Here is a 25,351-nt window from a genome sequence, read left to right on the forward strand (position 1 = left end):
TCCACTCCTTAATAAACTTGTTCCTTATAGAAGAATCCAAACGACAATTCCCGCTCCGGATCCTGCACCTCACGAATCGCATCAAGCCATTCCTCCTGAAACGCATAGCTTGACGGATCGGCTGCGTACGTATCGATTGCCTTGCGATACGTACGGAGGACAATCTCATTGTAGTGTCGGGGTTTCAGCAAAGTCTCTACCTTGAAGCTGTCCACCCCTGCTGCCATCAGCAGATGCAGGTCCTCAAGAATACATATATCTTCGGAACTCATAATATGCGTGCCGTTCATATCCTCATAGATCGGATACTTCTCGTCCTGCCGCTCCGCTTCAATGAGGAACAGCCCCCGCTCTTTGCCGAGGTTCCCTTCCTCCACCGGTCTTCCCTGATGAGCCATGTAGCTCTTGACCAGACGGCGTTTGGAGTGGTAAATATTCGTCATGCCATGAATCTGCACCTGGGCCTCAAGCTCGAGGCGGGGCTTCATTTCGGTTACCTCATCCATATTCAGTTCACGCGCAAGGATGACGCGTGAAGCGCCTTTGTTTCCCCAATAGTTGGCTGTGGAGTAATTGGTCGCCGTCATTTCGGCGTTCCAATGAAGCTTGACCTTCGGAGCATGCTCCTTGACTGCGGTCAACACCGATGGGTCGTTAAATTCAACAGCATCGATCCCGATCTCTCCCAGCGACCGGATATAATCCGGCAGATCATTCAACAGCTCATTGGTCATTAGATTGTTCACGCACACATAAATGCTGCTGCCGCGGCTGTGCGTCAGCTCGGCAGCCTCACGGATTTCCTCTAAGGTCATGCTCCCCGGCAGCCTCATGCCGAAGCGATCCTCGCCTACGACGACAGCGTTCGCCCCTGCATCCAGGTAAGCTCGCACTTCAGCCGTCGAACCGGCTGCAGCCAGTAATTCGGGTTTGTTACTCATTTTAGGATTCCTCCTATTCCTGTTGTCCCATCTTCTTGCTCGTCTCGATGTTCTTCAAATGCTCCTTATACGTCTTCGCAAACAAATGCTCCTGGGTCCCGTCCTTCTTCGTGACATAGAACAGGTAATCGGACTTCTCCGGGTTCAGCGCCGCCTTGATCGATTCCAGACTCGGGCTTGCGATCGGCCCTGGAGGGAGACCTTTCTGGCGATACGTATTATAAGGGCTCTTGACCTCCAGATCGGCATAAAGCAGCCGCTCCTTCGGTTTATCCAGCAAGTACTGCACCGTAGCGTCAATCTCCAGCTTCATGTCCTGCTCCAGGCGGTTATAGATCACGCCGGCCACAAGCGGACGCTCATGATCGACGACCACCTCGCGCTCGACCAGCGAAGCGATCGTCATCAGTTCATGGAACGTCACGCCGCGAGCCTTCAGCTGCTCCTCCCAATTCGGGATTTCTTCAAGACGCTTTTCGGTCTCCTTCAGCATGGTCTCCACGATTCCTTTGGCCGATAATTCCTTCTTCGGGAGCTCGTACGTTGCCGGGAACAGATAGCCCTCCAAATGATGCTTCAGCTCCGGATCCTCAGGAATTTCGGCCGCCACCGGAATGTCCCATCCGGAGGATTGGTCAGCGAGGTCCAGAATTTCTTTCTCATCGATCCCGCTTTCCTCGGATATCTTCTCCGCCATTTGGGCGACCGTGAAGCCTTCCGGTATTGTAAAGCGGACCATCTCCTCCGGCTTGACTTCGCCGTTATTCATCATCGTCAGCAGCTCCTGAAAGGGAGTGCCGGGCGTTGCCTCGTAGGTGCCGGCCATTAACCGGCTCCCTTCATTCGTAAGCTTCAAATAACCTTTAAGTAGTAGGGCGTTCTTAATTAATCCCTTGTCCTCCAGCAGATCGGCAATGGATGATGTGCTCATGCCCGGCTCCACCGTAAATTCTACCGGGGCATCCGAGCTCTGAACAGGCTGAAGGCCGTTCCACACATAGAATGCAGCCCCGCCGGCAATGAGGATCAACGCCAGTGCTGCTATAGCCAGTTTCTTCAATCTACTCATCCCTTCACACCAAAAGGGGCGGACAGGTCCGCCCCTTCCATAAACTCATTTGAAATCAAATCGAGAGAATCCGCGTAAGTAACGATTCAGCTGCCCTTAATCCTCGTCTTCCTCCGGAAACGTCAGCTCATCATACAGCTCCGACACATTTTCCCACTCTTCATCGTCGTCAATGGTCGCCAGCTGCAAGCTGCCGTCTGCGTCCGTCACGATCCGGAGCACCTCGTACTCCTCGTCCATCCGGTCCGGCTGCACCAGAATGGCATAGCCTTGGCCATCTACTTCAAATTCGGCGGCAATATCATAGACCTCGACTTGACCCTTCTCGTCCTCAAGCTCGATGCTTTCACCGAATGCTTCCTTGAGCACCTGGGTCCACACGATATTCTCAACCGAAAAATCCGCCATTACTCGTCGCTCCCATTCAGCTCATCCACGAGCGTATTGAAGGTTTCTTCGACGATCGCCCATTCCTCGTCATCCTCGATCATGAACAGCTTGAGATCATCTCCGTCTTCCTCATAGCGGAAGGCGTACACTTCATCGGTCTCCTCATCGGCTGCTTCACGCGGCACGACCATCATGTATCTGGCGTCGGAGCCGTCCACCTCGAATTTCATGATGACTTCAAACTCTTCCTCATTGCCCTCGTCATCGGGAATATAAATAATTTCCGGTTCTTCTTCCATGCCAATATGCTCATTCGCCATTCGTAATCACCCTCACCTTTTAGAATCCAAGTAGTTTTGTAATATCAAACTTGCGGCCATTTTGTCCACGACCTGTTTTCGCTTTTTTCGGCTGACATCGGCTTCCAGCAATGTCCTCTCAGCGGATACTGTTGATAGCCGTTCATCCCAAAGGTGAACGGGTAAGTCTAGGGAATCCCGCAGCGTGCCTGCGAATTCCATGCAGATTTCACCCCGGGGACCAATCGTGCCGTTCATATTTTTCGGAAGGCCGACCACGATCTCACCAACCTCATGCTCTTTTACAAGCTCGGCGATTCGGTTCAGCTCGCTCCCGTCCCGGCGGCGTTCGACGACCTCGAGCCCTTGGGCCGTCCATCCGAATACGTCGCTTAGGGCTATCCCGATTCTGCGGTCCCCGTAATCTAATCCCATGATTCTATGCATTCCCTATACTCCTAACGGTGACTGGCTAAGTAGAACCGGACCAGTTCTTCAATCAATTCATCTCGCTCTTTCTTCCGGATCAAACTTCTGGCATTGTTGTGCCGAGGTATATAAGCAGGGTCCCCGGACAAAAGATATCCCACGATCTGGTTAATCGGATTGTACTCCTTCTCGACCAACGAGTCGTATACCGAAAGTAAAATGTCCTGAGCGGAAACCTCCTTCTCATCACCTTTTACATTGAACTTGACTGTCTTATCCATGGAGTCCATGTGTGACACACCTCGCTTCTTCAAAGAACATGTAAACCATGCCTCGTCGAAAATTTACCAGCTTGATCTTGTTATATCATACCATACTCCGTCGTCTCTACGGAAATCCAAAGCGAAATATTTAGAGGGTACTCCAAAAAATTCAGGATAGTGTACAGCGAATGCGTCCCCGCCCGCTGTACACCACCGAAGGACAAAGCATTAAACGCCTTGGGCGACAAGCTCCTCTGCCCGCTGGAGAGCCTGGGCCATCTTGGATGCATCCTTGCCGCCAGCCTGGGCCATATCCGGACGGCCACCGCCTCCGCCTCCGCAGACCGAAGCGACTTCCTTCACCAGCTTGCCTGAATGATAGCCCTTCTTCACCAGATCCTGCGGCACGGCTACGACGAAGTTCACTTTCTCGCCCGCTTTGGAGCCGAGTACGATGATCGCATTCGGCAGCTTGCCCTTCAGCTCATCCGCAATGCTGCGGAGTCCGTCCATGCCGCCTGCCTGAACTTCAGCCGCCAGCAGCTGGACTTCACCCACTTGCTTCACTTTATCCGTCAGCTGACTGGCCTCAATCGCTCCCAGCTTGCCTTGCAGCGATTCATTCTCGCGGGCCAGCTCCTTAAGCTGTTGGTTCAATCCCTCGATTCGCTTCGGCACGTCAGAGATGTTGCTCTTCAAGAGGCTTGATGCCTGCTTGAGAAGATCAAGCTGTCCTTCCAGGTACTCATAGGCATGGCGCCCGGTCACAGCTTCGATCCGCCGCACGCCGGAGCCGATGCCGCTCTCTCCGAGCAGCTTGAAGATGCCGATTCGGGACGTATTGTCCACATGACATCCTCCGCACAGCTCGATGCTGTAATCGCCGACTTGGACGACGCGGACGATATCCCCGTATTTTTCCCCGAACAGCGCCATCGCTCCCATAGCCTTCGCTTCATCAATCGGCTTGAGGTCGATGACCACCGGGATGCTCTTCCACACTTGCTCATTGACGCGGCGCTCGATTTCGGCCAGCTCCTCCTGGGTAATGCTGCCGAAATGTGAGAAGTCAAAGCGCAGCCGCTGCGGCTCGACAAGGGAGCCCGCCTGGTTGACATGCTCGCCAAGCACTTCTTTCAGCGCTTTATGCAGCAAGTGGGTTGCCGTATGGTTCTTCACGATATCATTTCGAAGGCTGGCATCCACCTTGGCGGCTACGACGTCGCCTACCTTCAGTTCGCCTGCCTCCACGGTTACAAAATGCACATGCTGTCCGTGAGGGGCTTTGAACAGGCCTTCTACTTTTGCGCGTACCGTATCGCCCTCAAGCACGCCTTGGTCGCTGACCTGGCCGCCGCTTTCGGCGTAGAACGGCGTTGCATCCAGAATGACCTGGGCGGACTGTCCTTCGCCGATTCCATCGGCAAATTGATCATCCGTAATGATGGCCAGCACCTTCGCATCGCGAACGGTGTCATTATATCCAACAAATTCGCTTTTAACCGTATAATCGGACAGAACCCCGCCTTGAACCTTCATGCTTTCCGTTTCGTGGCGGGCTTTGCGCGCACGCTCGCGCTGCTCCTTCATCGCCTCGTCGAAGCCTTCGCGATCGACGCTCAGGCCGTGCTCAGCCGCATAATCCTCCGTCAAATCGAACGGGAAACCATAGGTATCGTACAGTTTGAACGCATCGGCGCCGCTAATGACCGATTGGCCTTGCTTCTTCGCTTCCGCGCTCATCTCTGCCAGAATCGCCAGCCCGTCGGAGAGCGTCTTGTGGAACTGCTCTTCTTCCGTTGCGATTACCTTCTCGATGAACGCCTGTTTCTCCACAACCTCCGGATAGTAGGCGCCCATAATGTCGCCGACCGTGCCGGTCAACGTGAACATGAACGGCTTGTCAAGACCGAGCACCTTCCCGTATCGAACCGCACGGCGGAGCAAACGGCGGATGACATAGCCCCGTCCTTCATTAGAAGGCAGCACGCCGTCGGCAACGGCAAAGGCGACGGTGCGGATATGATCCGCAATGACCTTGAGAGCCACGTCGTATTCCGCCTTCTCCTTGTATTTCACACCGGCAAGCTCAGCGGTCTTTTGAATGATCGGCTGGAACAGGTCGGTATCGAAGTTGGAATCGACATTTTGCAAAATGGAGGCAAAACGCTCAAGTCCTGCACCCGTATCGATGTTCTTGTTCGGAAGCGGCGTGTAGCTGCCGTCCTTGTTATGGTTGAACTGCGAGAATACGAGGTTCCATACCTCAAGCCAGCGCTCGTTCTCGCCGCCCGGGAACAGCTCTTCTTCCGGCGCTCCGTGCCCATACTCTTCCCCGCGGTCGTAGAAAATCTCGGTACATGGTCCGCATGGCCCTTCCCCGATATCCCAGAAGTTGTCCTGCAGCTTGATAATCCGGCTCTCGGGCAGGCCGATCTTCTCGTTCCACAGCTTGAACGCTTCCTCATCCTCCGGGTATACCGTGACGGACAGGCGCTCCGGATCGAACCCGATCCACTTCTTGTCGGTCAGAAACTCCCATGCCCAGGTAATGACTTCTTCCTTGAAGTAGTCTCCGATAGAAAAGTTTCCGAGCATTTCGAAGAACGTGTGGTGACGGCGAGTCTTGCCGACATTCTCGATATCATTGGTGCGAATGCATTTCTGCGAGTTGGCGATTCTCGGATTGTCCGGGATCACCCGGCCGTCAAAGTACGGCTTCAGCGGCGCCATGCCTGCATTAATCCACAGCAGCGACGGGTCGTTGTGCGGGACAAGCGAAGCGCTTGGCTCAATGTGATGGCCTTTCTCGGCGAAAAACGCCAGCCATTTGGATCGAATTTCACTTGCTTTCATCATTAGCATCCTCCAGTCATAATATAACGCCCGGGCCAAATTAACCCGAACACAAAAACGCCCCTGAAATAGTTCAGGGACGATGTTCTCGCGGTACCACCCTGGTTATCGTGCAAGAATCCGTCCGGTTGGTTAACCGAAAAGACATGCGACGATCGCCTCGTTGCAGCTGGATAACGGCAGCCACCCGGTGAATTTTGTTCACACTCAAAAATTAGCATTTCAGCTTGGACGCTTCCAGGTTCTCGCAGCCATTCGTATTGGATCGCATCGATCCGCCGAAAGGAACCTGTTCTCTGGGCAAGGTGCACGAAGCTTACTGGGATTTTCTCATCGATTTGGACGAATATTCGTTTAATATTTCAAGTATATCCACGGAAACGGCATATTGTCAATCCGTCGCCACCGATCGTCAACGTCTGCTCGGATCTCAGCCCGATTTCCGCCTTACATAATAAGCGAACACATGCTGCAAGAGGACCTTCAGCACTGCAAAGACAGGTACGGCGAGAATAAGGCCGACAGTTCCCGCGATCTGGCCTCCGACAAGCAGGGCGAATATGATAAGAAGCGGATGCATATGCAGCTTCTTCCCAACCACCTGCGGAGAGATCACATTGCTTTCGAGCGTCTGGCACACCATATTGACGAGCGCGACCATCAGCACCATTTTCCATGAAAGGGTCGAAGCCATAACAAGCGCCGGAGCGGCGCCCAGAAAAGGCCCCAAATACGGAATGATGTTGAACACGGCCACGATGCTGGCAAGCAGCAGCGCATACGGCATGCCTACGATCATATAACCGATGTATGCGAGAATACCGATAATGAGGCAAACGAGAAACTGCCCCCGGACATAATTGCCAAGGGCATTATCAATGTCCTTAAGCAGGATAACGATCGACTTGCGGTGGCTTCGGGGCAGATAGGAAACGGTCGTCCGCTGAAACACCTCGAAATCTTTTAATATGTAAAAAATGAGGAACGGCACGATCATGACATTGAACAATATGTTAATCGCATTGCCGATATTGTCCATAAAGTCCGAGATGCCTCCGGCCAGCCTCGATTCGATGGTCAGAAACCAGCTGTTCACCCCGGTTCGTACGCCCGGCGGCAGCAGACGGCTATCCAGACTGGTCATCAGCGACTGCGCGTTCATCGTCAGCTCAGGCAGATGCTCGTTTAATTCCTCCAGCTGCCGTATCAGCATCGGAATCAAATTGATGAGAATGACGGCAAGTGCGGCCAAGAACACCGCATAGATCAGGAGCACCGCAGCGCTTCGCGGGACCTTACGGTCGGACAGCATGCATACAATCGGATTCAGGACATAGGATATGATCATGGCTATCAGAAACGGAGCAAGCACCGCTTTGACAAAACGATAGACATCGAGAAATAAAGGCCTAAGAAGCCATACAAAATAAAGGGTAATCAGTCCAAGCAGCAGCCATATTAAAAAGCGAAACCACTTGCTCTCGGTCAGCTGTTCCACAGGGCACTCTCCTTTACGGCAAAAGCTTACCCTGTAGTATATGTCCAAGCTTCCGGATTTAATCTAACATTCAGTTCCTCTGGTTCATAGAAAAAGGACCTCCCTCGCGGAAGATCTCCATGGATCCGGCGGGAAGGCCCTATTCTCTGAGAATATGTACGCGCTCTTTAGGAAGAGGCGTGCAAATGCGGGAACTCCGGCTGCATCTCATCGCCGAAGAATAAATCATCCAGCGAGCTGAGCGTGCCGTCCTCTTCAACCTGGTATACGGACATCTTCTCCCCGTTCACCGTCAATTCAATAAAGCATCCCCAGCAGTAAAACTGGTGGGAGCCGATTTTTCCGATATCTTTGGAACTACAGTTTGGACATTTCATCCTACTTCACCCTATCCGTTCACAGAATTAATGGCTTTTTCCAGACGCTGTTCGCTCATCGGGGGGACCATTACGGCATGTTCACCGACAGCCATTTCCGCTGTGCAAGGCAGCCATTTGCGGCCTTCGATCAAATCCGATACAAAACCGTCGGATATTTCCAATCCTAATATTGTATTGCCCTGTTCCTGCTCAAAATAAACATCCGAAACACGTCCGAGCAGAACTCCGTCCTCCGTCAGGACCTGCATTTCTTTCAATTTACGCTTGCCTGTAAGGTAAGTTAAGCCAATTTCGCCCGTTCCTACCTTCCGTACGGCCTCTTGGCTCCGGATCATGACGGCATCTTCTCCATAGGCTACGATGTCTTCCCATGCAACGCTTTTCACATGTGTGGAGAACAAAGCTCTGCCTTCAAGTTCCAATCCGGTTATCAGCCAGTTATCATCTAGTATAAAATCGTGGATTTTTCCGATTTCTTTACCGTTTTCCACGTCGAATACAGCCAGTCCGATCATTTCCTGAAGCTTCATTGCTAGATGGATACCTCCTCATCCTCCGCTTGTTTGAAACCGGCAATCCAGCATGGCATGCAGCCAGCCCCTCGGCTTCTAAGGATGAAATGGATGAACGCATACCCCCTTTATTAGCGAAAAGAGAAATCCCTCAACATTTATTTACGCAGCCGTTTAAGGATGGTTTCAATTTTTTGGGCCGTGAACTCCATTTCTTGAGTAGTATTACCCAAACCGAAACTAAATCGAATCGCAGATCGCAAAATCGGGTCCGGAAGCTTCATGGCCTGAAGCACATGAGAGATTTCCAGCGAGCCCGAGGTGCAGGCCGAGCCGCTTGCAGCCGCTATGCCTTCCATATCCAGATTCATCAGCATCGTCTCGGTGCTCACATCAGGAAAGCTGAGATTCAGCACATGCGGGAGGTAGTACTCCTGGTTTCCGTTGATCGCAAAAGCCTCCTCACCGATCAATCGGCGAAGCTCCTCGAGCAGCGTGTTCCGCAGCAGCCGATAATGCGCAAGCCGCTGCTCAATCCCGTTAACGGCGAGCTCCGCTGCCGCCGCAAATCCGGCAATTCCCGCCATATTCTCGGTTCCGGCACGGCGCTTCTTCTCCTGCAGCCCGCCAAATAGACGCGGTGACAAGCTCAATCCCCGTTTGACCACCAAAGCGCCGACACCTTGCGGGCCGTTAATTTTGTGAGCGGAGAAGCTCCACATATCGACGGGGAGGTCACGGCAGGATATTCGAGCAGATCCCAGCGCCTGCACGGCGTCCGTATGAAATACGACGCCACGGCTTGCGCACAGCTCGCCGATCTCGGCTATCGGCTGGATGGTGCCTACTTCGTTATTCCCATACATAATCGTAACAAGCACGGTGTTCTCCTTGATGGCGCCGGCGATGTCCTCTACCGAGACGCGACCGGTATGGTCGACCGGAATGTAGGTAACCTCGCAGCCTCTCTTCTCCAGCTCTTGGCAGGCATGAAGCACCGCATGATGCTCCACCGCGGAGGTAATGACATGCTTGCCGCTTACCCCAGCCGCCTCAACGATGCCGAAGATAGCCAGGTTATCGCTCTCGGTGCCGCCGGAGGTAAATACCAGCTCATCCGATTGGCATCCCAAAAGGGACGCGATTCGATCCCGCGCCCCGTTCACAATCTTCTTCGCTTCCCGTCCATATGCATGGACGCTCGAAGCATTGCCGTGCCAGTTCGTCATGATGTCCATCATTGCTTCCGCGACGGCCGGATGCATCGGTGTCGAGGCCGCATGATCCAAATACACGGTTTTCATGTTTATTCACGCACCTTGATATTAGTCGAGTATTCACATTTCCGGCGATTAAGGAGATTAGGCGGTTAGGCGATTCGTCATTTCATCGTGATCGCGCCCATATGCCGGAATGTGATTTTTATGCTAAAACATTAAGGAAGCTTTACAGCAAAAATGTGGTCTCTTATCCGCAGCTTATCGATGAAAACCTCATTGGCTTCTGTCATGGATTCTAAATAAGCTCAGGAGGGCTGTTCATCCCTTTGGCTCGTGGAAGTTCTTTTTATCACAACCCGATAATAGCATATACGATGAGCCCCAGCTCTGCAACTTCTCATGAAAAATTTCTGAAACAAAACAACAACAAAAAGGTTGTAATTATCCCCCCCTTCCAGGCATACAAAAACAGAAGTCAACGGATCAAGAATAACGACCAAGGAGCCTATTCTCTATAAACTGTTTTCTATAAACTTTCTTTCTTAAAACTCGTTTCTCCAAAGCTCCAGCTGCTCATAGTATTCAAGCTTCCCTTATTCAATGGAAGAGACACGACTAATTGCAATTTAATCAACGCTTGCTCAAGAATCTCCAGGGGGTCATCGGACTCCGTCATGCTTTCGCAAATGTCGATGGCTTCTTTTACTGCGTTATTGAGCGTATCCGCCCTTTGTTTCTCTGCTGCTGCTTGCTCAAGCCAGTATTTTAACGCGGCAGATTTACTTTCCTCATCAACCGAATGGCAAAGATTCATATCCTCTTGCCAGCTTCTACTCATAATTTCTCCCCTTTTAGTCTAAGTTCACTTGCCTACATCATTAGACACCGACCAACCCATATTGTTACCCCTTCTATTTCATTTAAAGCCTTTTTGTTCAGCAACGAGCTGTCAAGCTTATGTTCTTGGGATTTCGTTCCGCTTGTCCCGATGTTCCCTTATGCTAACTCATCTTTTTTCTTCACCGAGTTTTGGTGATTTCGATTTCTCCGGCACATCGCATGCCATATAAGAAAGCTACCTGGCATGTCCGGGGAAGGCGGGTTCTAATCATGGAGCGAAAAAGCAATGAAACGGTGAAGATGTCGGATACAGCTACAGATGGAATGAGATTACCCCATTCGGAAGGCATATGGAGCGATCGATCAGATCAGATAACAAAGGAGTTCAAACTTCCAAGTTGACGCGGAGGCGATCTGTAGAAAACGTGGGATCATGTTATAGATCAAGGGATACCACAGAGAGACGCAATACCCCTTGATTATATGTGGCTTAGCCGGTTAATGCTTCAGCCTTCGAATTAAATATAGAACATGTAATTGTCCGCAGCGGACTGTTCCTGGAAATTGATGAGGTTATCAAGCGTCGTGGAATCCAGTACCTCGGCGATGCTGTCGCGGATACGAAGCCACAAATCCCGTTTCGCCGGATCGTCTTCTTCCGTAAAATCCACCGGTGAGATCGGCCCTTCGAGCACGCGGATGACGTCCCCCGCCGTAATCGAAGCCGGCTCGCGGGACAGGATGTAGCCGCCGTATGCGCCGCGAATGCTCTTGACCAGACCTGCGTTCCGAAGCGGCGCGATCAGCTGCTCCAGGTAATGCTCCGAGAGCTGATTCTTCTCCGCTATGCTTTTGAGCGAGGTCGGGCCTTCGCCGAATTTGGCGGCCAGCTCCATCATAATCGTCAATCCGTACCTTCCTTTAGTTGATATCTTCAAAGGTGACACCTCTTTCGAATATTTGTATATGATGTCCATACTTGAACATGCTGTTAGGGGAATCGGATAACACGATAAATACGGTACACGTATGCTCGATTCCTGCTAATTCTGAGTTTTCTCCGTATTCCGATCATTACCCTCAGCTTATGGTACCATATCCTGAATGCCAATGGCTAATAATCCGGATCAAATCGTAAAAATTTGTTCACCCTGAGTGGACATATCCAAGCATGGGAACCTTGGCGAAAGTATGTTAAAATACGTCATGGGCACAATTTAAGATGAAAATGGTGATAACGATGTCTACAGATAATAAGAACACTCGGATCGTTGTCGGCATGTCAGGGGGAGTCGATTCCTCCGTAACGGCGCTGCTGCTCAAGCAGCAGGGCTATGAAGTAATCGGCATCTTTATGAAAAACTGGGACGATACCGACGAATTCGGCTACTGCACCGCCGAAGCGGATGCGGAAGACGTGCGCCGGGTATGCGAACAGCTGGACATTCCCTACTACACCGTCAATTTCGAGAAGGAGTACTTCGATAAAGTATTCTCCTATTTTCTTGATGAATATAAAGCCGGAAGAACGCCGAACCCTGATGTCATGTGCAACCGTGAAATCAAATTCGGCGAGTTCCTGAACAAAGCGCTCGATCTCGGAGCCGATTATGTGGCAACCGGCCATTACGCGCGCGTCACCGAGGAGAACGGGCAATTCCATCTTCTCCGTGGTGTCGATGGCAACAAGGACCAAACCTATTTCCTGAATGCACTCAACCAGGAGCAGCTGTCTAAAGCCATGTTCCCGATCGGGCATTTGCCTAAACCGGAAGTGCGCCGCCTCGCGGAGGAAGCCGGTCTGTACACCGCGAAGAAAAAAGACAGCACCGGCGTTTGCTTTATCGGCGAACGGAATTTCAAGGAATTCCTGAGCCAGTACTTGCCGGCCCAATCCGGCGACATGGTGGATATCGTCACCGGAGAGGTGAAAGGCCGTCATGACGGTCTCATGTACTATACGCTCGGCCAGCGCCAAGGTCTCGGCATTGGCGGATCCGGCTCGGGCGAACCTTGGTTTGTGGCTGACAAAGATCTGAACAACAATATTCTTTACGTTGTGCAAGGAGATCATCCAAGCTTGTATTCAACAGGATTGATCGCCTCGGGAGTCAACTGGATTGCAGGCGCGGACGCTATGCCCAAAGCCGCCTTCACCTGCACCGCCAAATTCCGTTACCGTCAGCCAGACCAGGAAGTGACGCTTACGCCGCGTGAAGACGGCACGGTGCATGTGGCGTTTGCAAAGCCGCAAAAAGCCATTACTCCGGGACAAGCCGTCGTGTTCTATCAAGGCGAAGAATGCCTTGGCGGCGGAACGATCGAATCCGCGGATAAAATCCCGTATTAATCTGGCGGCTAAATTAGGAAGCATTTGATTGTCGGCTAATTCGACCTCAATGCAACATAAAAATGCACCTCTGTCATACCTCACTGGAAAGTGGTGAGGTGCCAACGGAGGTGCATTTTTTCTGCCGGAACGAGACTGAAATGCCCAGCTGTCTCTAAGGTGAGTAGGAAGATTCTATGGTAGGCAGGGTGATTCTATGGCATGTTCTTTAATAAGTAGCCAAATTCTTTGGGCGGCAGCCACGTTTCTTTAGTCGGCAGCTAAATTTCTAAGGGCCTGCAACCATATTTCTATGTGCGGTAGCCATATCAACCATCCCCCGGACCCGAACCGTGCACAGGAGAAATGTGCTTACGGGAAGCATGTGCTTACAGAGAGTATGTGCTTTAGAGAGAGTATGTGCTTACAGAGAGTATGTGCTTTAGAGAGAGTATGTGCTTACAGAGAGTATGTGCTTTAGAGAGAGTATGTGCTTTAGAGAGAGTATGTACTTAGAGGAACCATGTTCGTACGGGAAGCAGTGCATCGAGGGGAGAATGTGCGTACGTTGAAACCTAGCAAGTGATGTAGGGATCCGCCGACGGACGTCCGTAAACCCCAAAAACAATGACGTTGGTTATACCACCGCCCCAACCGACTGGGGGGCGCCGGGGTAAGCAAGTCCCTAAAAGGGTCTTGTGACGACGGTTCGGGCCCCTCAGGAGCGAACAAGTCCCTAAAAAGGGACTTGTGACGACGGTTCGGGCCCCTCAGGAGCGAGCAAGTCCCTAAAAGGGTCTTGTTCGACGGCCTACAGCAGCGTATCCAAGCTGCAATGAAACCCAAAGGGCATGCTCCAACACCCACGAACAAAGCCTTCAACGGAGCAGGCGGAATCATGCCGGAAAAGCGTCAGCGCTCTCCTTTGTCCGCTAATTTTTACGACATTGGAGATAATTCCAAGAAAATTAGTGGACAACAGAGATTAGAGGCATGATCCGCATGCGGAGTGATGATTGCGCACCGGGACTTTGTGAGGCCGATTCATGCCTCATTTGGAGGCATAATCCGCACGCGGAGTGATCCCACACAACCGGACTTGTGAAGATACTCATCCCCATTGTTGCATGATCCACATGCGGAGTGATTGCGCACCGGGACTTGTAAAGCCACTTCAATGAACATGCTCACAACGCATACTCCGTGATTACCCCTCTGCACACGGTCTCCGCCACATCGATGAGCCGCTGGTTAGAGCTGCCGCGAAAAGGCAGCGACAAATCCTTCAGCTCAAGCACGAACCGTCCGTCGATAATGACATCGCACAGCAGCGCCAGCTCGCGCCGCTTCGGGTGCCGCATGAGTGCCTCGAATGTAAAGCCTGTATAAGCCCATACGGTTTTGTCCTGACAGTGTGAACGGAAACTCTCGACAAAGGCAGTGCACTCCTCCGGCGAAAAGAACGGGTCGCCTCCGCATAAAGTCAATCCATCGATCAGAGGATTGGAGGCGATATCCCGAAGGATCCGCGCGGACACTTCCTCCGTGAAAGGAACCCCTGCCTCAAAATCCCAAGACGCCGGATTGAAGCAGCCCGGACAGGCATGCCGGCAGCCGCTGATGAAGAGCACTGCCCGGAGTCCCTCGCCTTCGCTAATGCTTTCCGGAACATAGCCGATCAGGTTCACAGATGCTTCACCCGTTCTCTCACTTCCGCCTGCTTCGCGGAGTTGAAACGCTCGGTATAGCTGCCGGTTAAATATCCCGTCACCCTCCGCAGCCGCTGGAAGCGCGCCTCCCCTTCGGAGATCCCGCACTGCGGGCAAATGCTGCCGATTACCCCCTCATGCCCGCAGCTTAGACAGCGGTCGATCGGATGGTTCACGGAGAAATAGCCGATATCGGCCTCCAAGGCAAAGCGGACGATGTCTTGGAATGCCTTCGTGTTCAGCCTTGCGCTGCCGTCCAGCTCCACGTACGAGATCGCTCCGGCGTTGCACAGCCCATGAAACGGAGCCTCCAAGCGAATTTTTCGGTAAGCGGGCATGCTGTAATAGACGGGAATGTGAAAAGAATTCGTGTAATACTCCCGGTCGGTAACACCCTCAATTACGCCGTACTGCTTACGGTCCAGCCTTGTAAATTTCCCGGACAAGCCTTCAGCCGGCGTGGCAAACAAGGTGATGTTCAGGTTATGGGTTTCGCTGGCTTCATCGCATCGCCGCCGCATATGGCGGACAATCTCGAGGCCGAGCTGAAAGGCCGCATCATCCTCGCCGTGATGGCATCCGGTCAGCGCCTTCAGGCATTCGGCCAGCCCGATGAAGCCCACCGCCAAGGTGCCGTGCTTGATGAGTTCCCTTACGCTATCCTCCGGCGCGAGCTTCTCTCCGCCTTCCCATACGCCCTCCCTCATCATGAAATCGGACGCCTTCGCCGGCTGTTCGGCTTGGATCCCGAAGCGGTGAACCAGACCGGCTACAGCGATCCTTATGCAATCATCGAGCCTGGACAAAAAGCCCTCGAGATCCGGCTTCCCCCGCTGCTGCAGGACGATGCCATGCTCGATCCCCAACTTGACCAAATTGACGGTGTTGAAGGACAGATTGCCTTTGCCGCTCAATCGGTTTCGCCCGAAGCGGTCGGAGATCGTCCGGGTTCGGCATCCCATCGTGGCAATGATGGTATCCGGGTCGTCCGGCTTGTAATACGGCAGGTTGAATGAAGCGTCCACATTGACGAAATTCGGGTACAGCCTGCTGCTGGAGCATTCGACCGCCTTCAGGAACAGGTCGTAGTTGGGCTCGCCCTCCGCCTGGTTCACTCCCCGCTTACACTGGAAAATATGCTGCGGAAAAATCGGCGTCTCCCCCCGCCCGAGTCCGTTCATCGTGGCATCCAGGAGCGCATGGGATACCATGCGGCCTTCCGTCGATGTGCACATGCCGTAATTGAGCGACGTGAACGGGATTTGCCCCCCGGCCCGGCTGCTCATCGTGTTCAAATTGTGGATTAGCGATTCGGCGGCCTGCCTCACCTCATTCAGCGTTTCTTCATAGGCATACCGGTAAATTTGGCGAGCGTTCTCCTTCAGTTGCTGGTTGTCGATGTACAGCTCATCGTCATTCCAATCGGCCGTCCCTGGTGAAGATTCGGCATCTCCGAGATAAGCCGCACCCTTGCGGAAATGCCGCCGGAACGTTTGGCCAACGTACGGTGCGAGGTCCCAATCGATTTTGTTCGCGGAGACGCCGCCGTACTGGCTGTTCTGCTGGGATTGGAAAATGATCGCCACGAGCGCCATCGCCGTCATGATGCTTTTCGGCGGCCGTACCGAACCGTTACCCGTATTAAAGCCTCCGGCGAGCAGACGGTCAAAGGGGATGAAGATGCAGTTGGTCGTGCCGAGCGCGTACTGATCCAGGTCATGGACGTAAATGGATCCTTCCCGTACGGCATTCGCAAGCTCTGGGGGAAGCACAAAGCGGCTAGCCATCCACTTGCTGTATTCCGAGCCGATCCGGCTCATTTTTCCACTGAACGATTCGCCGTTCAAATTCGCATTCTCCCTCAGCAGATCGGGATTGGCCGACAAGAGCACGTCGCTGCTGATTTTGTACAGCTCGCCCCGCCTAATCCGCTCCAAGTCCCGGGACTCCCGGTACTTCCGGTAAGCCGCAGCCACTTCCCGAAATCCCTCCTGCTGCAAATGCCGAATGACCAGATCCTGAATCTCCTCGACCGTAATCCGTTCCTTCCCCCGCAGCGCTTCGGCTACGAATCCTGCGATCCGAACGGAGGCCTCCTTCCGCGCGTTGCCTTCAACGGCTGCAAAAGCTTTGTCCACCGCATTCACGATCCTGCCTGCCTCAAAGGGCGCCCCGCTTCCATCACGCTTGATCACCTTCATGTGACGTCTCAGCTCCTTATCCATCTATCACTTAGAATACTATATATGGTGTACGAATAATAATTTATAATCTACATATAGTATTAAGCTGTGACTTCGATCACGGTACGTTGAAAAATCGGTTAACAATGCAGGGTATCCTTCCTTCGAGAAGGACCGTTCCATCAATCCATTAAGGGATCTGTCAAGCTGAACGGGACCCGTAATCATGCAAAAAAAAAGCGCCTCTTCCGATCCTGTATGATCGTGAATAAGCGCTTCAAGGGTTATAGTCGTCAATCAGCCCAGCATCTCCTTATACAAACCATTAGATCACACACAGATCTCAGTTTGCACGGTGCACACCAGACAGCCGATCAGCTCTCCGCTGGCGGCATCGGCGTAGGGGTCGGTTTTGCATAGCCGGTACCATATTTATCGTCGATCGTCTGGCGAATATGCGTTAAGCTCTTGCCCTCACTGCTCATTTTTGCCGATTCCACCGCAATGTCAAGGCATACACCGCAACGGGTGCCGTGATCATCCCATACGACGCTCCCGTCTTCGCGAATTTCATCAATGAAGCAGTTTAGATTGCTTTGATGCCCGGCACTTTCCCCGCACCCGCAATAGCAGGGTATATGCTTCAGCACGTCGCTCACCTGAGCGGACAATGCATAAATGGTCTGAATTTCGCTCGTCTGGCCCTTCAAAAATTCAGGCAGCACATCGGCCGAAGCTGTCATTTCCTGAAGGTCTCCGTTGGCCAGCTGCGTCTGGTATCCATGGGCATGCGCAGACTCCGCAACCTGTCCGTCAGGCGCCTGCTCCTGGCCGCTCTTGGCTGAACAACCGCCCAGCACAACACCAATCGATAACAGTAATATGACAAAGCTTCTTTTCCCTATTCTCATCTTCATCCTCCCTAAAATCATTAGTGCCCGCCCAGGACGAGCTGCTCATACCTGCATCCCTGCATTCCTGCTTCCCTGCATTCCTGCATTCTCTTCCCTGCATCCCAAAAACGCCTATTGTTCACGTCTCAGCCGCTGATTGTGGGCAATCTTCGCCTCGTTCCCCTGCTCCGTCGCCTGATAAAACACCCGACCGGATAGCTCCTTCGGCAGATACTCCTGCTTCACGTAATGCCCTGGATAATCATGCGGGTATTTATATCCGACATGTCCAAGCTTGATTGCCCCTTGATAATGGGCATCCCGCAAGTGCAGTGGAACCTCCGCCGACTTCACCTCGTCCATAGCTGCCATGGCGCGGGAAATGGCCTCGACGACCGCATTGGACTTCGGACTCTCTACCGCGAACACAATCGCTTGGACAACGTTCAGCTTCGCTTCGGGCCAGCCGTTGTTCCTGTAAGCCTCCAAGGCGCTGACAGCCTGAACCATCGCCTGCGGGTTGGCAAGGCCGATATCCTCGCTGCTTGCGGCGATAAGACGCCGGATGAACACCATCGGGTCCATCCCCAGCTTTTCGACGGCGTACAGGAACCAGAACACCGCCGCATCGCTCGAGCCCCGAATGCTCTTATGGAAGGCGGAGAGCACGTCGTACTGCGTGGATTCATCCGCCTTCACGAGCGGCTTGCGGATCGATTCCTCGGCCACATCTAGCGTAATATGAACGGTGCCGTTTTCATCCGGGGGCGTGGTCATGGCCGCCAATTCAAGGGCGTTCAAGGCCCGGCGAATGTCGCCGTTAGCCATCGTGGCAATATGCTCAAGCGCCTCGTCATCCGCGATCAAATCCATATAGCCAAGTCCCTTGTCGGAATCGGTCAGCGCGCGCCGCATCGCAATCAGCGAATGCTCCTTGGTTAAAGGCTGCAATTGAAACAACGTGGACCGGCTCATCAAGGCCCCGTTCACGTAATGAAACGGATTTTCCGTTGTCGCTCCGATGAAGATGATGGTTCCGTTCTCAACCGCCGGCAGCAGCGCATCCTGTCTGGAACTATTGAATCGGTGCACCTCGTCCAGGAACAGAATCGTCTTCGTTCCGTACAAGCTGCGGTTGCTCTGGGCCTGTTCAATGACTTCCCGCACATCCTTAACCGAGGCCTCAACCGCATTAAGCCGGACAAAATGGCCCTTGGTCTGCTGTGAAATAATATGGGCGAGCGTCGTTTTGCCGCATCCGGGAGGACCGTACAGCAAAATAGATGATACCTGGTCCGCTTCGATGGCTCGCCGGAGCAGCTTCCCCGGCCCGATGATATGCTCTTGTCCTATATATTCATCCAGCGAAACCGGCCGCATTCGGTCGGCCAGCAGCCTGGAATCCCGGTCGGCTTCGCGTCCGTAACTGAATAAATCCATTTGCTACACTTCCTTGTCTCTAGATCAGTCGTCGGCCAGACCCTGGCCCCTTAAAATCTATCACAGCTTATCATATCATATATGCAGCGGGCGTGCCCGCACTGCCGGCACGATGGACGGCAGCCGTTCGTTCCCTCACTGCTCCGAGTGATGGTCGGCGACGGTTCATTCTCTACACTGCCCCGAGTGATGGTCGGCGACGGTTCATTCCCTACACTGCCCCGAGTGATGGACAGCGGCGGTTCATTCCCATCCCCGAGAGATGGCGGCGGCGGTTCATTCTCTCACTCCCAGAGAGATGGTCGGTCCGGTTCGTTCCCACACGATTCGGGGCTGACGTCGAGCATTTGCTTTTTGATTCATCCTCCCGTTTTAGATTCATTTTAGATCTATCCTAACTTTTTTCTACTTGTGAGCGTTAAATGTATATAAAGCCGTTATTAAGGGGAGAGTGGAAGCGGGCATGAAGATCCGGAACGCCAAGCGGAAAATGGTTCATGCGGCCATCGGAATCGGGGCGAGTCTGCTCATAATGTGCATTCATGCCCAGCACAATCAAGTGCTCTTCCAAATCTATGAGCCTGAAGCTCTGACAGAGCATCTTCTCGCCTTTCGAATGATCTATATCATTCTTTCGCTCCAGCTTTTGTACTCCCTGTACGTGTTGATCCGCTCTGCTATTCGGATATGGGAATACAAGCAGGAAATCCGCCGGGCGAGGGCCAATCCTTCCGGTAATTCGATAGGCATCGACGGAGGTTGTTATGAAAAGAAATAAAGTGCAAATTGCGATTCTCTCGGGAACGCTGCTGGCAGCTGCTGCCCTCATCGTGTGGACGCTGCTTCGGTATATTGGCCATCTCGGTGATTCGTACCGGATGCTGGGATAGAATACTTATTCCGTGCGTTTATTTGCGTTTATTGGCGTGTATTGCGCTGTATTGAATAGACAAAGGACGAATTCCCCGCCATAAGAAATAGCCCCTGAAGAAACGGTGCAATGCAGCAACCGCTAACTTCAGGGGCTATCCCTAGTCTAGCATTTTTATTTCCGCTCGTAGTCAATCCCTATGCAATCGATCCATATCCGGCCATGTATCCTTGTATCACGGCGTCACGGCCAGCCAATGGCTGTAATATCCGATGCCTCCGCCGTCACGTAAGAAGGACGCGCTTCCCCATGCAGCAGCCACAACTCGTGCAGTGCCCGGGTACAGCCAACATACATCAGCTTGGCATCCCAAGCTTTCTCCGCGTAATGTCCCGCATCTGCATCCGCAACGATGACTGCATCGAATTCAAGGCCTTTGGACAAATAGACCGGCAGCACCGAGTATCCGCCCTGATACGTACCTTCGCTGCCGTCGATCAGGTTCAGCTCCGGCCATGCCGCACGCAGCTCTACGTGAAGCTCTTCCGCCTCAAGCAGCGTCCGCGTCAGAATCGCTACCGTACGATAATCCTTCGCGATCAGAGACTCCATCGCCCGCTTCAGATCCTTCGTCCTTGAGCTTCCGGAAGCGTATGGGATCAAACGCACCGCATCCCCGCTCCGGAACACCGGAACCGCAAGCAGATCGCTGCCGACACCCTTTTTCAAAATACCGTTCGCAAATTCGATGATCTCCATCGTCGACCGGTAGCTGCGCGTCAGGGCAAAATAAGCGGTCTCCTCCTCCTTGAATAAGGAGCTCATTTCCTCCCAGGCATGAACGCCGCGATAGGCATGAATGCCCTGCGACAGATCGCCGAGGATGGTGAAGGAATGCCCCCTGACGAACAGATCCAGTACCGCTACCTGAAATGGGGAGAAATCCTGCGCCTCGTCGATGACGATATGGTCGAAGCGCTGCTCGCCCGTAATATCATGGAGCAGGCAGTGGAAATATAACAGCGCCGGCAGATCCTCTTCCCGAACGATATTTTGCTTCAGATCCTTCCGCGTTGCCTTAAGCACATCGGCCGGAATTTCCGCCGACAGCTCCTCGACCCATGCTCCAGCTGCCTTCGATGCCCCAAACAGCTGTTTATACAGGGCAAGCGGCTCAAATTTCGGCCACCGGTTCGCGTACGCTTTTTCCCGCTGGGACGCTTTCTTCTTCCGTTCCTTCATGACGGCCCCGGATGGCGATTTCTTCAGCTCCATTTCGATCCAGCGATGCAGCCGGGCAAGCAGCCGTTCCTTCCGCTTGGCAAGCGGATAAGGCTTATATTCCTGCTCGAACCACTCGGCGATCGCCTCCCGCTTCAGAACGGCCCCGTCCCAAGGCGAGAAGTCCTCGTCCGGGAGCGCATTGCGCTCCATCCGTTCGACAAAGCGGCGGATCAGCCCCATAAGGCGCAACGAGCCTTTGTAACGGCCGCTGACCTCATCGTTAACATCCGGCGTCCCGCGCCCCGGCTCGCTCTCGAACCACCGATGAAGCGTCTGCGCGTGGTCTCCCGAGAACAGCTCGATTCCAAGCAGCTCGGCTGCCCAGTCTCCGAAGGTGCGCTGCTGGATATCTCCAACCCCCAGCTCCGGCAGGACGTCGGATATGTAGTCCAGAAACATCAGGTTCGGTGCAAAAATAATCATTTTTTCCGCATGGACCTGCTCCTTGTACTGATACAGCAAATAAGCAAGCCGATGAAGCGCTACCGTGGTTTTTCCGCTTCCCGCAACCCCCTGGATGATCAGCGCCGTGTTTTTCGCCGCCCGAATAATCTTGTCCTGCTCAGCCTGTATCGTCGAGACGATATCCCGCAGGCGGTTGTCCTTGTTCTCTCCTAGACGGTAGACCAGAAACTCGTCATTTACGGCCGGACCGCCGCTCTCGCGATTGTACGTATCTGATACCCGCTCCAGTATTTGCTTCCGGATGACGACATTGCGTTTGAGATATACCAGCCCTTCAATCAACCCCTCCGGCGCCTCGAAGGATGCAGGCTCCGTTCCGCCCGTAAACGAATAAAACAGGCTTGCGACAGGAGCGCGCCAATCGATCACCATCGGATGATCCCCAGCCTCTTCCTTATCGAAGCCTACCTTCCCGATATACAGCGGTTTCTTCTCTCCGGTCCCGTTCTCCTGAAAATCCAGCCTCCCGAAGTAAGGCTCAGGCAAGCTCTTGGCCAGCGCCTGCCGCTTCTCTTCCCTCCCGGCCTCGAGCACCTGCTCCGTAAAATCATGTCCGGTATACACCGGGATGCTGCGCAGCCGTTCAAGCTGCCGGTCGATCTCGACGATCACCTCGCGAAGCCTTGACTCCTCTTCTTGATAGGCACTTTGAAAAGATTGTGACACTTTCAGTTACCTCCTAAGAATTCTAATTTTTTCGCATCGAAAAGCCTGGCTTTGCGAGCCGTGACACAAAAAGGAGTTCTATTGTAACATACCTCCAGCCGTTATACCAGATCATACCGCTTACACTACACCCTGTTACGTGCTGCGTGATCCGGCCGACGAGTTGCGTTTGCCAAAAAAGCAGCATCCCGGCCATGGGATGCTGCTTTTGCCTGATCCATTTTTTCGGTTATACGGTGACGCCGCCCTTTTCCAGCAGCTCTCTTACGGTCACGCTCACCATGATGAGTCCGGCTACCGGCGGCACGAAAGCATTGCTTGCCGGCGGCTGCTTCGCCTTACGGATTTCCGGCGCATTCTCCGGAACGATCTTCTCCGTGACGTCTTTGCGGGGCTTCATCGGCTCTTCGAGCGAGAAGACCACCTTGACGCCTTTCTTGATGCCGTCCTTGCGCAGCTTGGTACGGACAACGCGGGCAATCGGATCCATCGAGGTTTTGGAGATGTCGGCCACCTGGAACTTGGTCGGATCCATTTTGTTGGCAGCTCCCATGCTCGAGATGATCGGAATTCCTCGTTTCAGACATTCCTTGATCAGATGCACCTTGTAAATGATCGTATCGGAGGCGTCGATGACATAATCGAGCTCATACTTGAAGAGCTCTTCATAAGTTTCCTCCGTGTAGAACATGTTCAGTGCGATCGCTTCGCATTCGGGATTGATGAGCTTCACGCGCTCGACCATCAGATCCGCCTTCTTCTGACCGATGGTCGTCGTCAACGCGTGGATCTGACGATTGATGTTCGTAATATCAACGACATCCTTATCGATCAGAATGATGCGGCCGACACCGGTACGGGCCAGAGCCTCTACCGCTATGGAGCCGACGCCCCCGATCCCGAGCACCGCGACCGTGCTGTTCTTCATGATTTCAAGGCCCTCAGGGCCAATGGCTAGTTCCGTCCGGGAAAATTGATGCAGCATGTATGCAAATCCTCCTTTATCGACAGACGGCTTACTTCTCGTCGCCCGGCTTCTTGGCCAGCTTGATATGCAGCTGCTCAAGCTGTCCGCCGTCCACTTGGGAAGGAGCGTCCATGAGCAGATCCGTTGCGCTTGCCGTCTTAGGGAACGCAATCGTCTCCCGCAGGTTGTTGCGGCCGGCCAGCAGCATCACCAGACGGTCGAAGCCAAAGGCGATCCCGCCGTGCGGAGGCGTACCGTACTCGAACGCATCCAGCAGGAAGCCGAATTTCTCATGCGCCTCTTCTGGCGAAAGGCCGAGCGCTGCGAACATTTTTTCTTGAATTTCGCGCTTGTAGATCCGCATCGAACCGCCGCCGACTTCATAGCCGTTCAGCACCAGGTCGTACGCTTGAGCGCGCACGGCAAGCGGATCGGTGTCCATCAGTTCCAGATCCTCGTCCTTCGGACGGGTGAAAGGATGGTGCTCGGCAACATAACGCTTCGCCTCTTCGTCATAACTGAGCAGCGGGAAGTCAAGCACCCATGCAAACTTGTATTCATTGTCGTTGATGAGACCGAGCTGACGTCCGATTTTCAGACGGAGCGCCCCCAGCACATCAGCCACAACCTTCTTGTTGTCGGCGGAGAACAGCAGCAGGTCGCCTTCCTCGGCGCCGGTGCGCTCGCGTACCGCTTCGATCTCCTGCTCCGTAAAGAATTTCACGATCGGTCCCTTGAATTCGCCTTCCTTCACTTGAATCCAGGCCAGACCCTTTGCGCCGTAGCGAGCCGCATATGGTCCCAGGTCATCGATCTCTTTACGGGTCCAGGTACCGCAGCCCTTCGCATTCAAGCACTTCACTTCGCCGCCTTTTTCAATAACGGAGGAGAATACTTTGACACCGCTGTTTGCGACGATATCGTTCATCTCGATCAGCTCGAGCCCGAAACGAAGATCAGGCTTGTCGGAGCCGTATTTGCCCATCGCTTCGGCATAGCTGATGCGTTGGAACGGAGTCGCAAGCTCTACGCCGATCGTTTCCTTGAATAATTTGACCATGAGCTGCTCCATCATATTCAGGAGATCGTCGCGCTCCATGAACGACGTTTCAATGTCGACCTGAGTGAATTCCGGCTGGCGGTCCGCCCGCAGGTCCTCGTCCCGGAAGCAGCGCGCGATCTGGTAATAGCGCTCGAGACCGCTGACCATCAGCAGCTGCTTGTAGATTTGCGGAGATTGCGGCAGAGCGAAGAATTCGCCCGCATGTACGCGGCTCGGCACGAGGTAATCCCGCGCGCCTTCCGGCGTGCTCTTGGTCAGAATCGGCGTCTCTACATCGACGAAGCCTTCGCCGTCAAGGAAGTCGCGGAATACTTTGGCCGCTTTGGAGCGGAGCATCAGCGTCTTCTGCATTTCCGGACGACGCAGGTCCAAATATCGGTATTTCAGGCGAAGCTGCTCATCAACCTCAACCCCGTCCTCGATGAAGAACGGCGGCGTCTTGGCAGCGTTCAGCACCTCGATTTCAGTCACTTGAACTTCGATTTCGCCGGTCGGCAGATTTGGATTGAACGTCTCCGGCGCGCGTTTAACGACTTTACCGGATACGGCAATAACATATTCGCTGCGCACTTTGTCGGCAACCGCCAAGGCTTCTCCGGAGAAATCCGGATTGAATACAACCTGCATAATGCCGCTGCGGTCGCGCAGGTCGATAAACAATACGCCACCCAAGTCGCGGCGGGTCTGTACCCAGCCGTTCAGCGTTACGGTTTCTCCAATGTTCGCGGTCGTCAGCAGACCGCATTGATGCGTCCTTTTCATCTTGTTATCATTCCCCTTTAGT

General features: G+C 53.4%; 23 protein-coding genes. 3 read left to right on the plus strand and 20 right to left on the minus strand.

The genetic code is table 11. The features are described 5' to 3' along the window. Positions 1-8: 8 nt before the first annotated feature. The 13 genes from NSQ46_RS21955 to NSQ46_RS22015 form a co-directional block, all read right to left on the minus strand. On the minus strand, positions 9-941 hold the full coding sequence (locus NSQ46_RS21955; RefSeq protein ID WP_007129261.1) for a peptidase U32 family protein: 933 nt from the start codon (positions 939-941) through the stop codon (positions 9-11). A 13-nt stretch (positions 942-954) separates the two neighbouring features. Then, on the minus strand, positions 955-2,010 hold the full coding sequence (mltG, locus tag NSQ46_RS21960) for an endolytic transglycosylase MltG (RefSeq protein WP_208604291.1): 1,056 nt from the start codon (positions 2,008-2,010) through the stop codon (positions 955-957). A gap of 96 nt (positions 2,011-2,106) precedes the next feature. Further along, positions 2,107-2,418, minus strand: a complete 312-nt coding sequence (locus NSQ46_RS21965) for a DUF1292 domain-containing protein (RefSeq protein WP_007129259.1) — start codon at positions 2,416-2,418, stop codon at positions 2,107-2,109. Further along, positions 2,418-2,720, minus strand: a complete 303-nt coding sequence (locus NSQ46_RS21970) for a DUF1292 domain-containing protein (protein ID WP_007129258.1) — start codon at positions 2,718-2,720, stop codon at positions 2,418-2,420. Before NSQ46_RS21970 ends, NSQ46_RS21965 begins: the two co-directional genes overlap by 1 nt. A gap of 12 nt (positions 2,721-2,732) precedes the next feature. Beyond that, entirely contained in the window at positions 2,733-3,146 is a 414-nt protein-coding gene (gene ruvX, locus NSQ46_RS21975) for a Holliday junction resolvase RuvX (protein WP_007129257.1), read from the minus strand. Positions 3,147-3,157: 11 nt separating this feature from the next. Continuing rightward, positions 3,158-3,418 carry an IreB family regulatory phosphoprotein gene (locus NSQ46_RS21980; protein WP_007129256.1) on the minus strand — a complete coding sequence of 87 codons (261 nt, stop codon included), beginning with the start codon at positions 3,416-3,418 and terminating at the stop codon, positions 3,158-3,160. 201 nt (positions 3,419-3,619) lie between these two features. After that, positions 3,620-6,247: an alanine--tRNA ligase gene (gene alaS, locus NSQ46_RS21985; RefSeq protein WP_210095613.1), complete on the minus strand. Its 2,628-nt coding sequence runs from the start codon at positions 6,245-6,247 to the stop codon at positions 3,620-3,622. A 430-nt stretch (positions 6,248-6,677) separates the two neighbouring features. After that, positions 6,678-7,745 carry an AI-2E family transporter gene (locus tag NSQ46_RS21990; RefSeq protein ID WP_007129254.1) on the minus strand — a complete coding sequence of 356 codons (1,068 nt, stop codon included), beginning with the start codon at positions 7,743-7,745 and terminating at the stop codon, positions 6,678-6,680. A 167-nt stretch (positions 7,746-7,912) separates the two neighbouring features. Continuing rightward, positions 7,913-8,122: a hypothetical protein gene (locus tag NSQ46_RS21995; RefSeq protein ID WP_007129253.1), complete on the minus strand. Its 210-nt coding sequence runs from the start codon at positions 8,120-8,122 to the stop codon at positions 7,913-7,915. 11 nt (positions 8,123-8,133) lie between these two features. Further along, entirely contained in the window at positions 8,134-8,655 is a 522-nt protein-coding gene (locus NSQ46_RS22000; protein ID WP_007129252.1) for a PRC-barrel domain-containing protein, read from the minus strand. Between the two features lie 140 nt (positions 8,656-8,795). Next, entirely contained in the window at positions 8,796-9,941 is a 1,146-nt protein-coding gene (locus NSQ46_RS22005; protein WP_341034065.1) for a cysteine desulfurase family protein, read from the minus strand. A 442-nt stretch (positions 9,942-10,383) separates the two neighbouring features. Then, positions 10,384-10,695 carry a hypothetical protein gene (locus NSQ46_RS22010; protein ID WP_028405002.1) on the minus strand — a complete coding sequence of 104 codons (312 nt, stop codon included), beginning with the start codon at positions 10,693-10,695 and terminating at the stop codon, positions 10,384-10,386. Positions 10,696-11,215: 520 nt separating this feature from the next. Then, positions 11,216-11,635 (minus strand): Rrf2 family transcriptional regulator, encoded by a 420-nt coding sequence (locus NSQ46_RS22015; protein ID WP_007129249.1) that lies wholly within the window; start codon positions 11,633-11,635, stop codon positions 11,216-11,218. 302 nt (positions 11,636-11,937) lie between these two features. On the opposite strand from NSQ46_RS22015, the gene mnmA reads away from it, so the two are divergent. After that, a complete protein-coding gene (gene mnmA, locus NSQ46_RS22020) occupies positions 11,938-13,047 on the plus strand; it encodes a tRNA 2-thiouridine(34) synthase MnmA (RefSeq protein ID WP_208604290.1) in 1,110 nt (369 codons plus the stop codon). A gap of 1,166 nt (positions 13,048-14,213) precedes the next feature. Here mnmA and nrdG read toward each other — a convergent pair. The 4 genes from nrdG to NSQ46_RS22040 form a co-directional block, all read right to left on the minus strand. After that, the gene (nrdG, locus tag NSQ46_RS22025; RefSeq protein WP_342574680.1) at positions 14,214-14,714 is read right to left on the minus strand and encodes an anaerobic ribonucleoside-triphosphate reductase activating protein; all 501 of its coding nucleotides are present in this window, start codon (positions 14,712-14,714) and stop codon (positions 14,214-14,216) included. Then, positions 14,711-16,936, minus strand: coding sequence for an anaerobic ribonucleoside triphosphate reductase (locus NSQ46_RS22030; protein WP_342574682.1), 2,226 nt, complete (start codon positions 16,934-16,936; stop codon positions 14,711-14,713). Before NSQ46_RS22030 ends, nrdG begins: the two co-directional genes overlap by 4 nt. 356 nt (positions 16,937-17,292) lie before the next feature. Beyond that, the gene (locus tag NSQ46_RS22035; protein ID WP_251537945.1) at positions 17,293-17,829 is read right to left on the minus strand and encodes a PCYCGC domain-containing protein; all 537 of its coding nucleotides are present in this window, start codon (positions 17,827-17,829) and stop codon (positions 17,293-17,295) included. A gap of 114 nt (positions 17,830-17,943) precedes the next feature. Beyond that, complete coding sequence (locus NSQ46_RS22040; RefSeq protein WP_007133189.1) at positions 17,944-19,251, minus strand: replication-associated recombination protein A; 1,308 nt, start codon at positions 19,249-19,251, stop codon at positions 17,944-17,946. Between the two features lie 463 nt (positions 19,252-19,714). On the opposite strand from NSQ46_RS22040, the gene NSQ46_RS22045 reads away from it, so the two are divergent. Beyond that, positions 19,715-20,029 carry a hypothetical protein gene (locus NSQ46_RS22045; protein ID WP_342574686.1) on the plus strand — a complete coding sequence of 105 codons (315 nt, stop codon included), beginning with the start codon at positions 19,715-19,717 and terminating at the stop codon, positions 20,027-20,029. Continuing rightward, positions 20,016-20,141 carry a hypothetical protein gene (locus NSQ46_RS22050; RefSeq protein ID WP_342574687.1) on the plus strand — a complete coding sequence of 42 codons (126 nt, stop codon included), beginning with the start codon at positions 20,016-20,018 and terminating at the stop codon, positions 20,139-20,141. Before NSQ46_RS22045 ends, NSQ46_RS22050 begins: the two co-directional genes overlap by 14 nt. Positions 20,142-20,365: 224 nt before the next feature. Here the strand turns inward: NSQ46_RS22050 and NSQ46_RS22055 are convergent, their stop codons facing one another. From NSQ46_RS22055 to aspS, 3 genes are all read right to left on the minus strand, one after another. Further along, positions 20,366-22,537: a UvrD-helicase domain-containing protein gene (locus NSQ46_RS22055; protein ID WP_342574688.1), complete on the minus strand. Its 2,172-nt coding sequence runs from the start codon at positions 22,535-22,537 to the stop codon at positions 20,366-20,368. Between the two features lie 229 nt (positions 22,538-22,766). Then, a complete protein-coding gene (locus NSQ46_RS22060) occupies positions 22,767-23,522 on the minus strand; it encodes a tRNA threonylcarbamoyladenosine dehydratase (protein WP_007133185.1) in 756 nt (251 codons plus the stop codon). 31 nt (positions 23,523-23,553) lie between these two features. Further along, entirely contained in the window at positions 23,554-25,329 is a 1,776-nt protein-coding gene (aspS, locus tag NSQ46_RS22065; RefSeq protein ID WP_007133184.1) for an aspartate--tRNA ligase, read from the minus strand. Between the last annotated feature and the right edge of the window lie 22 nt (positions 25,330-25,351).

The sequence above is a fragment of the Paenibacillus sp. FSL M8-0142 genome, from assembly GCF_038597315.1.
Classification (GTDB): domain Bacteria; phylum Bacillota; class Bacilli; order Paenibacillales; family Paenibacillaceae; genus Paenibacillus_AQ; species Paenibacillus_AQ lactis.

Coding starts and splice junctions, on each gene's coding strand:
- aspS (WP_007133184.1), bottom strand. CDS start 25,329: ATGAAAAGGACGCATCAATGCGGTCTGCTGACGACCGCGAACATTGGA.
- NSQ46_RS21955 (WP_007129261.1), bottom strand. CDS start 941: ATGAGTAACAAACCCGAATTACTGGCTGCAGCCGGTTCGACGGCTGAA.
- NSQ46_RS21980 (WP_007129256.1), bottom strand. CDS start 3,418: ATGGACTCCATGGATAAGACAGTCAAGTTCAATGTAAAAGGTGATGAG.
- NSQ46_RS21995 (WP_007129253.1), bottom strand. CDS start 8,122: ATGAAATGTCCAAACTGTAGTTCCAAAGATATCGGAAAAATCGGCTCC.
- NSQ46_RS22030 (WP_342574682.1), bottom strand. CDS start 16,936: ATGAAGGTGATCAAGCGTGATGGAAGCGGGGCGCCCTTTGAGGCAGGC.
- alaS (WP_210095613.1), bottom strand. CDS start 6,247: ATGAAAGCAAGTGAAATTCGATCCAAATGGCTGGCGTTTTTCGCCGAG.
- NSQ46_RS22060 (WP_007133185.1), bottom strand. CDS start 23,522: ATGCTGCATCAATTTTCCCGGACGGAACTAGCCATTGGCCCTGAGGGC.
- NSQ46_RS22035 (WP_251537945.1), bottom strand. CDS start 17,829: ATGAGAATAGGGAAAAGAAGCTTTGTCATATTACTGTTATCGATTGGT.
- NSQ46_RS21970 (WP_007129258.1), bottom strand. CDS start 2,720: ATGGCGAATGAGCATATTGGCATGGAAGAAGAACCGGAAATTATTTAT.
- NSQ46_RS22040 (WP_007133189.1), bottom strand. CDS start 19,251: ATGGATTTATTCAGTTACGGACGCGAAGCCGACCGGGATTCCAGGCTG.
- NSQ46_RS22005 (WP_341034065.1), bottom strand. CDS start 9,941: ATGAAAACCGTGTATTTGGATCATGCGGCCTCGACACCGATGCATCCG.
- mltG (WP_208604291.1), bottom strand. CDS start 2,010: ATGAGTAGATTGAAGAAACTGGCTATAGCAGCACTGGCGTTGATCCTC.
- ruvX (WP_007129257.1), bottom strand. CDS start 3,146: ATGCATAGAATCATGGGATTAGATTACGGGGACCGCAGAATCGGGATA.
- NSQ46_RS22050 (WP_342574687.1), top strand. CDS start 20,016: ATGAAAAGAAATAAAGTGCAAATTGCGATTCTCTCGGGAACGCTGCTG.
- NSQ46_RS22000 (WP_007129252.1), bottom strand. CDS start 8,655: ATGAAGCTTCAGGAAATGATCGGACTGGCTGTATTCGACGTGGAAAAC.
- NSQ46_RS21965 (WP_007129259.1), bottom strand. CDS start 2,418: ATGGCGGATTTTTCGGTTGAGAATATCGTGTGGACCCAGGTGCTCAAG.
- NSQ46_RS22010 (WP_028405002.1), bottom strand. CDS start 10,695: ATGAGTAGAAGCTGGCAAGAGGATATGAATCTTTGCCATTCGGTTGAT.
- NSQ46_RS22045 (WP_342574686.1), top strand. CDS start 19,715: ATGAAGATCCGGAACGCCAAGCGGAAAATGGTTCATGCGGCCATCGGA.
- mnmA (WP_208604290.1), top strand. CDS start 11,938: ATGTCTACAGATAATAAGAACACTCGGATCGTTGTCGGCATGTCAGGG.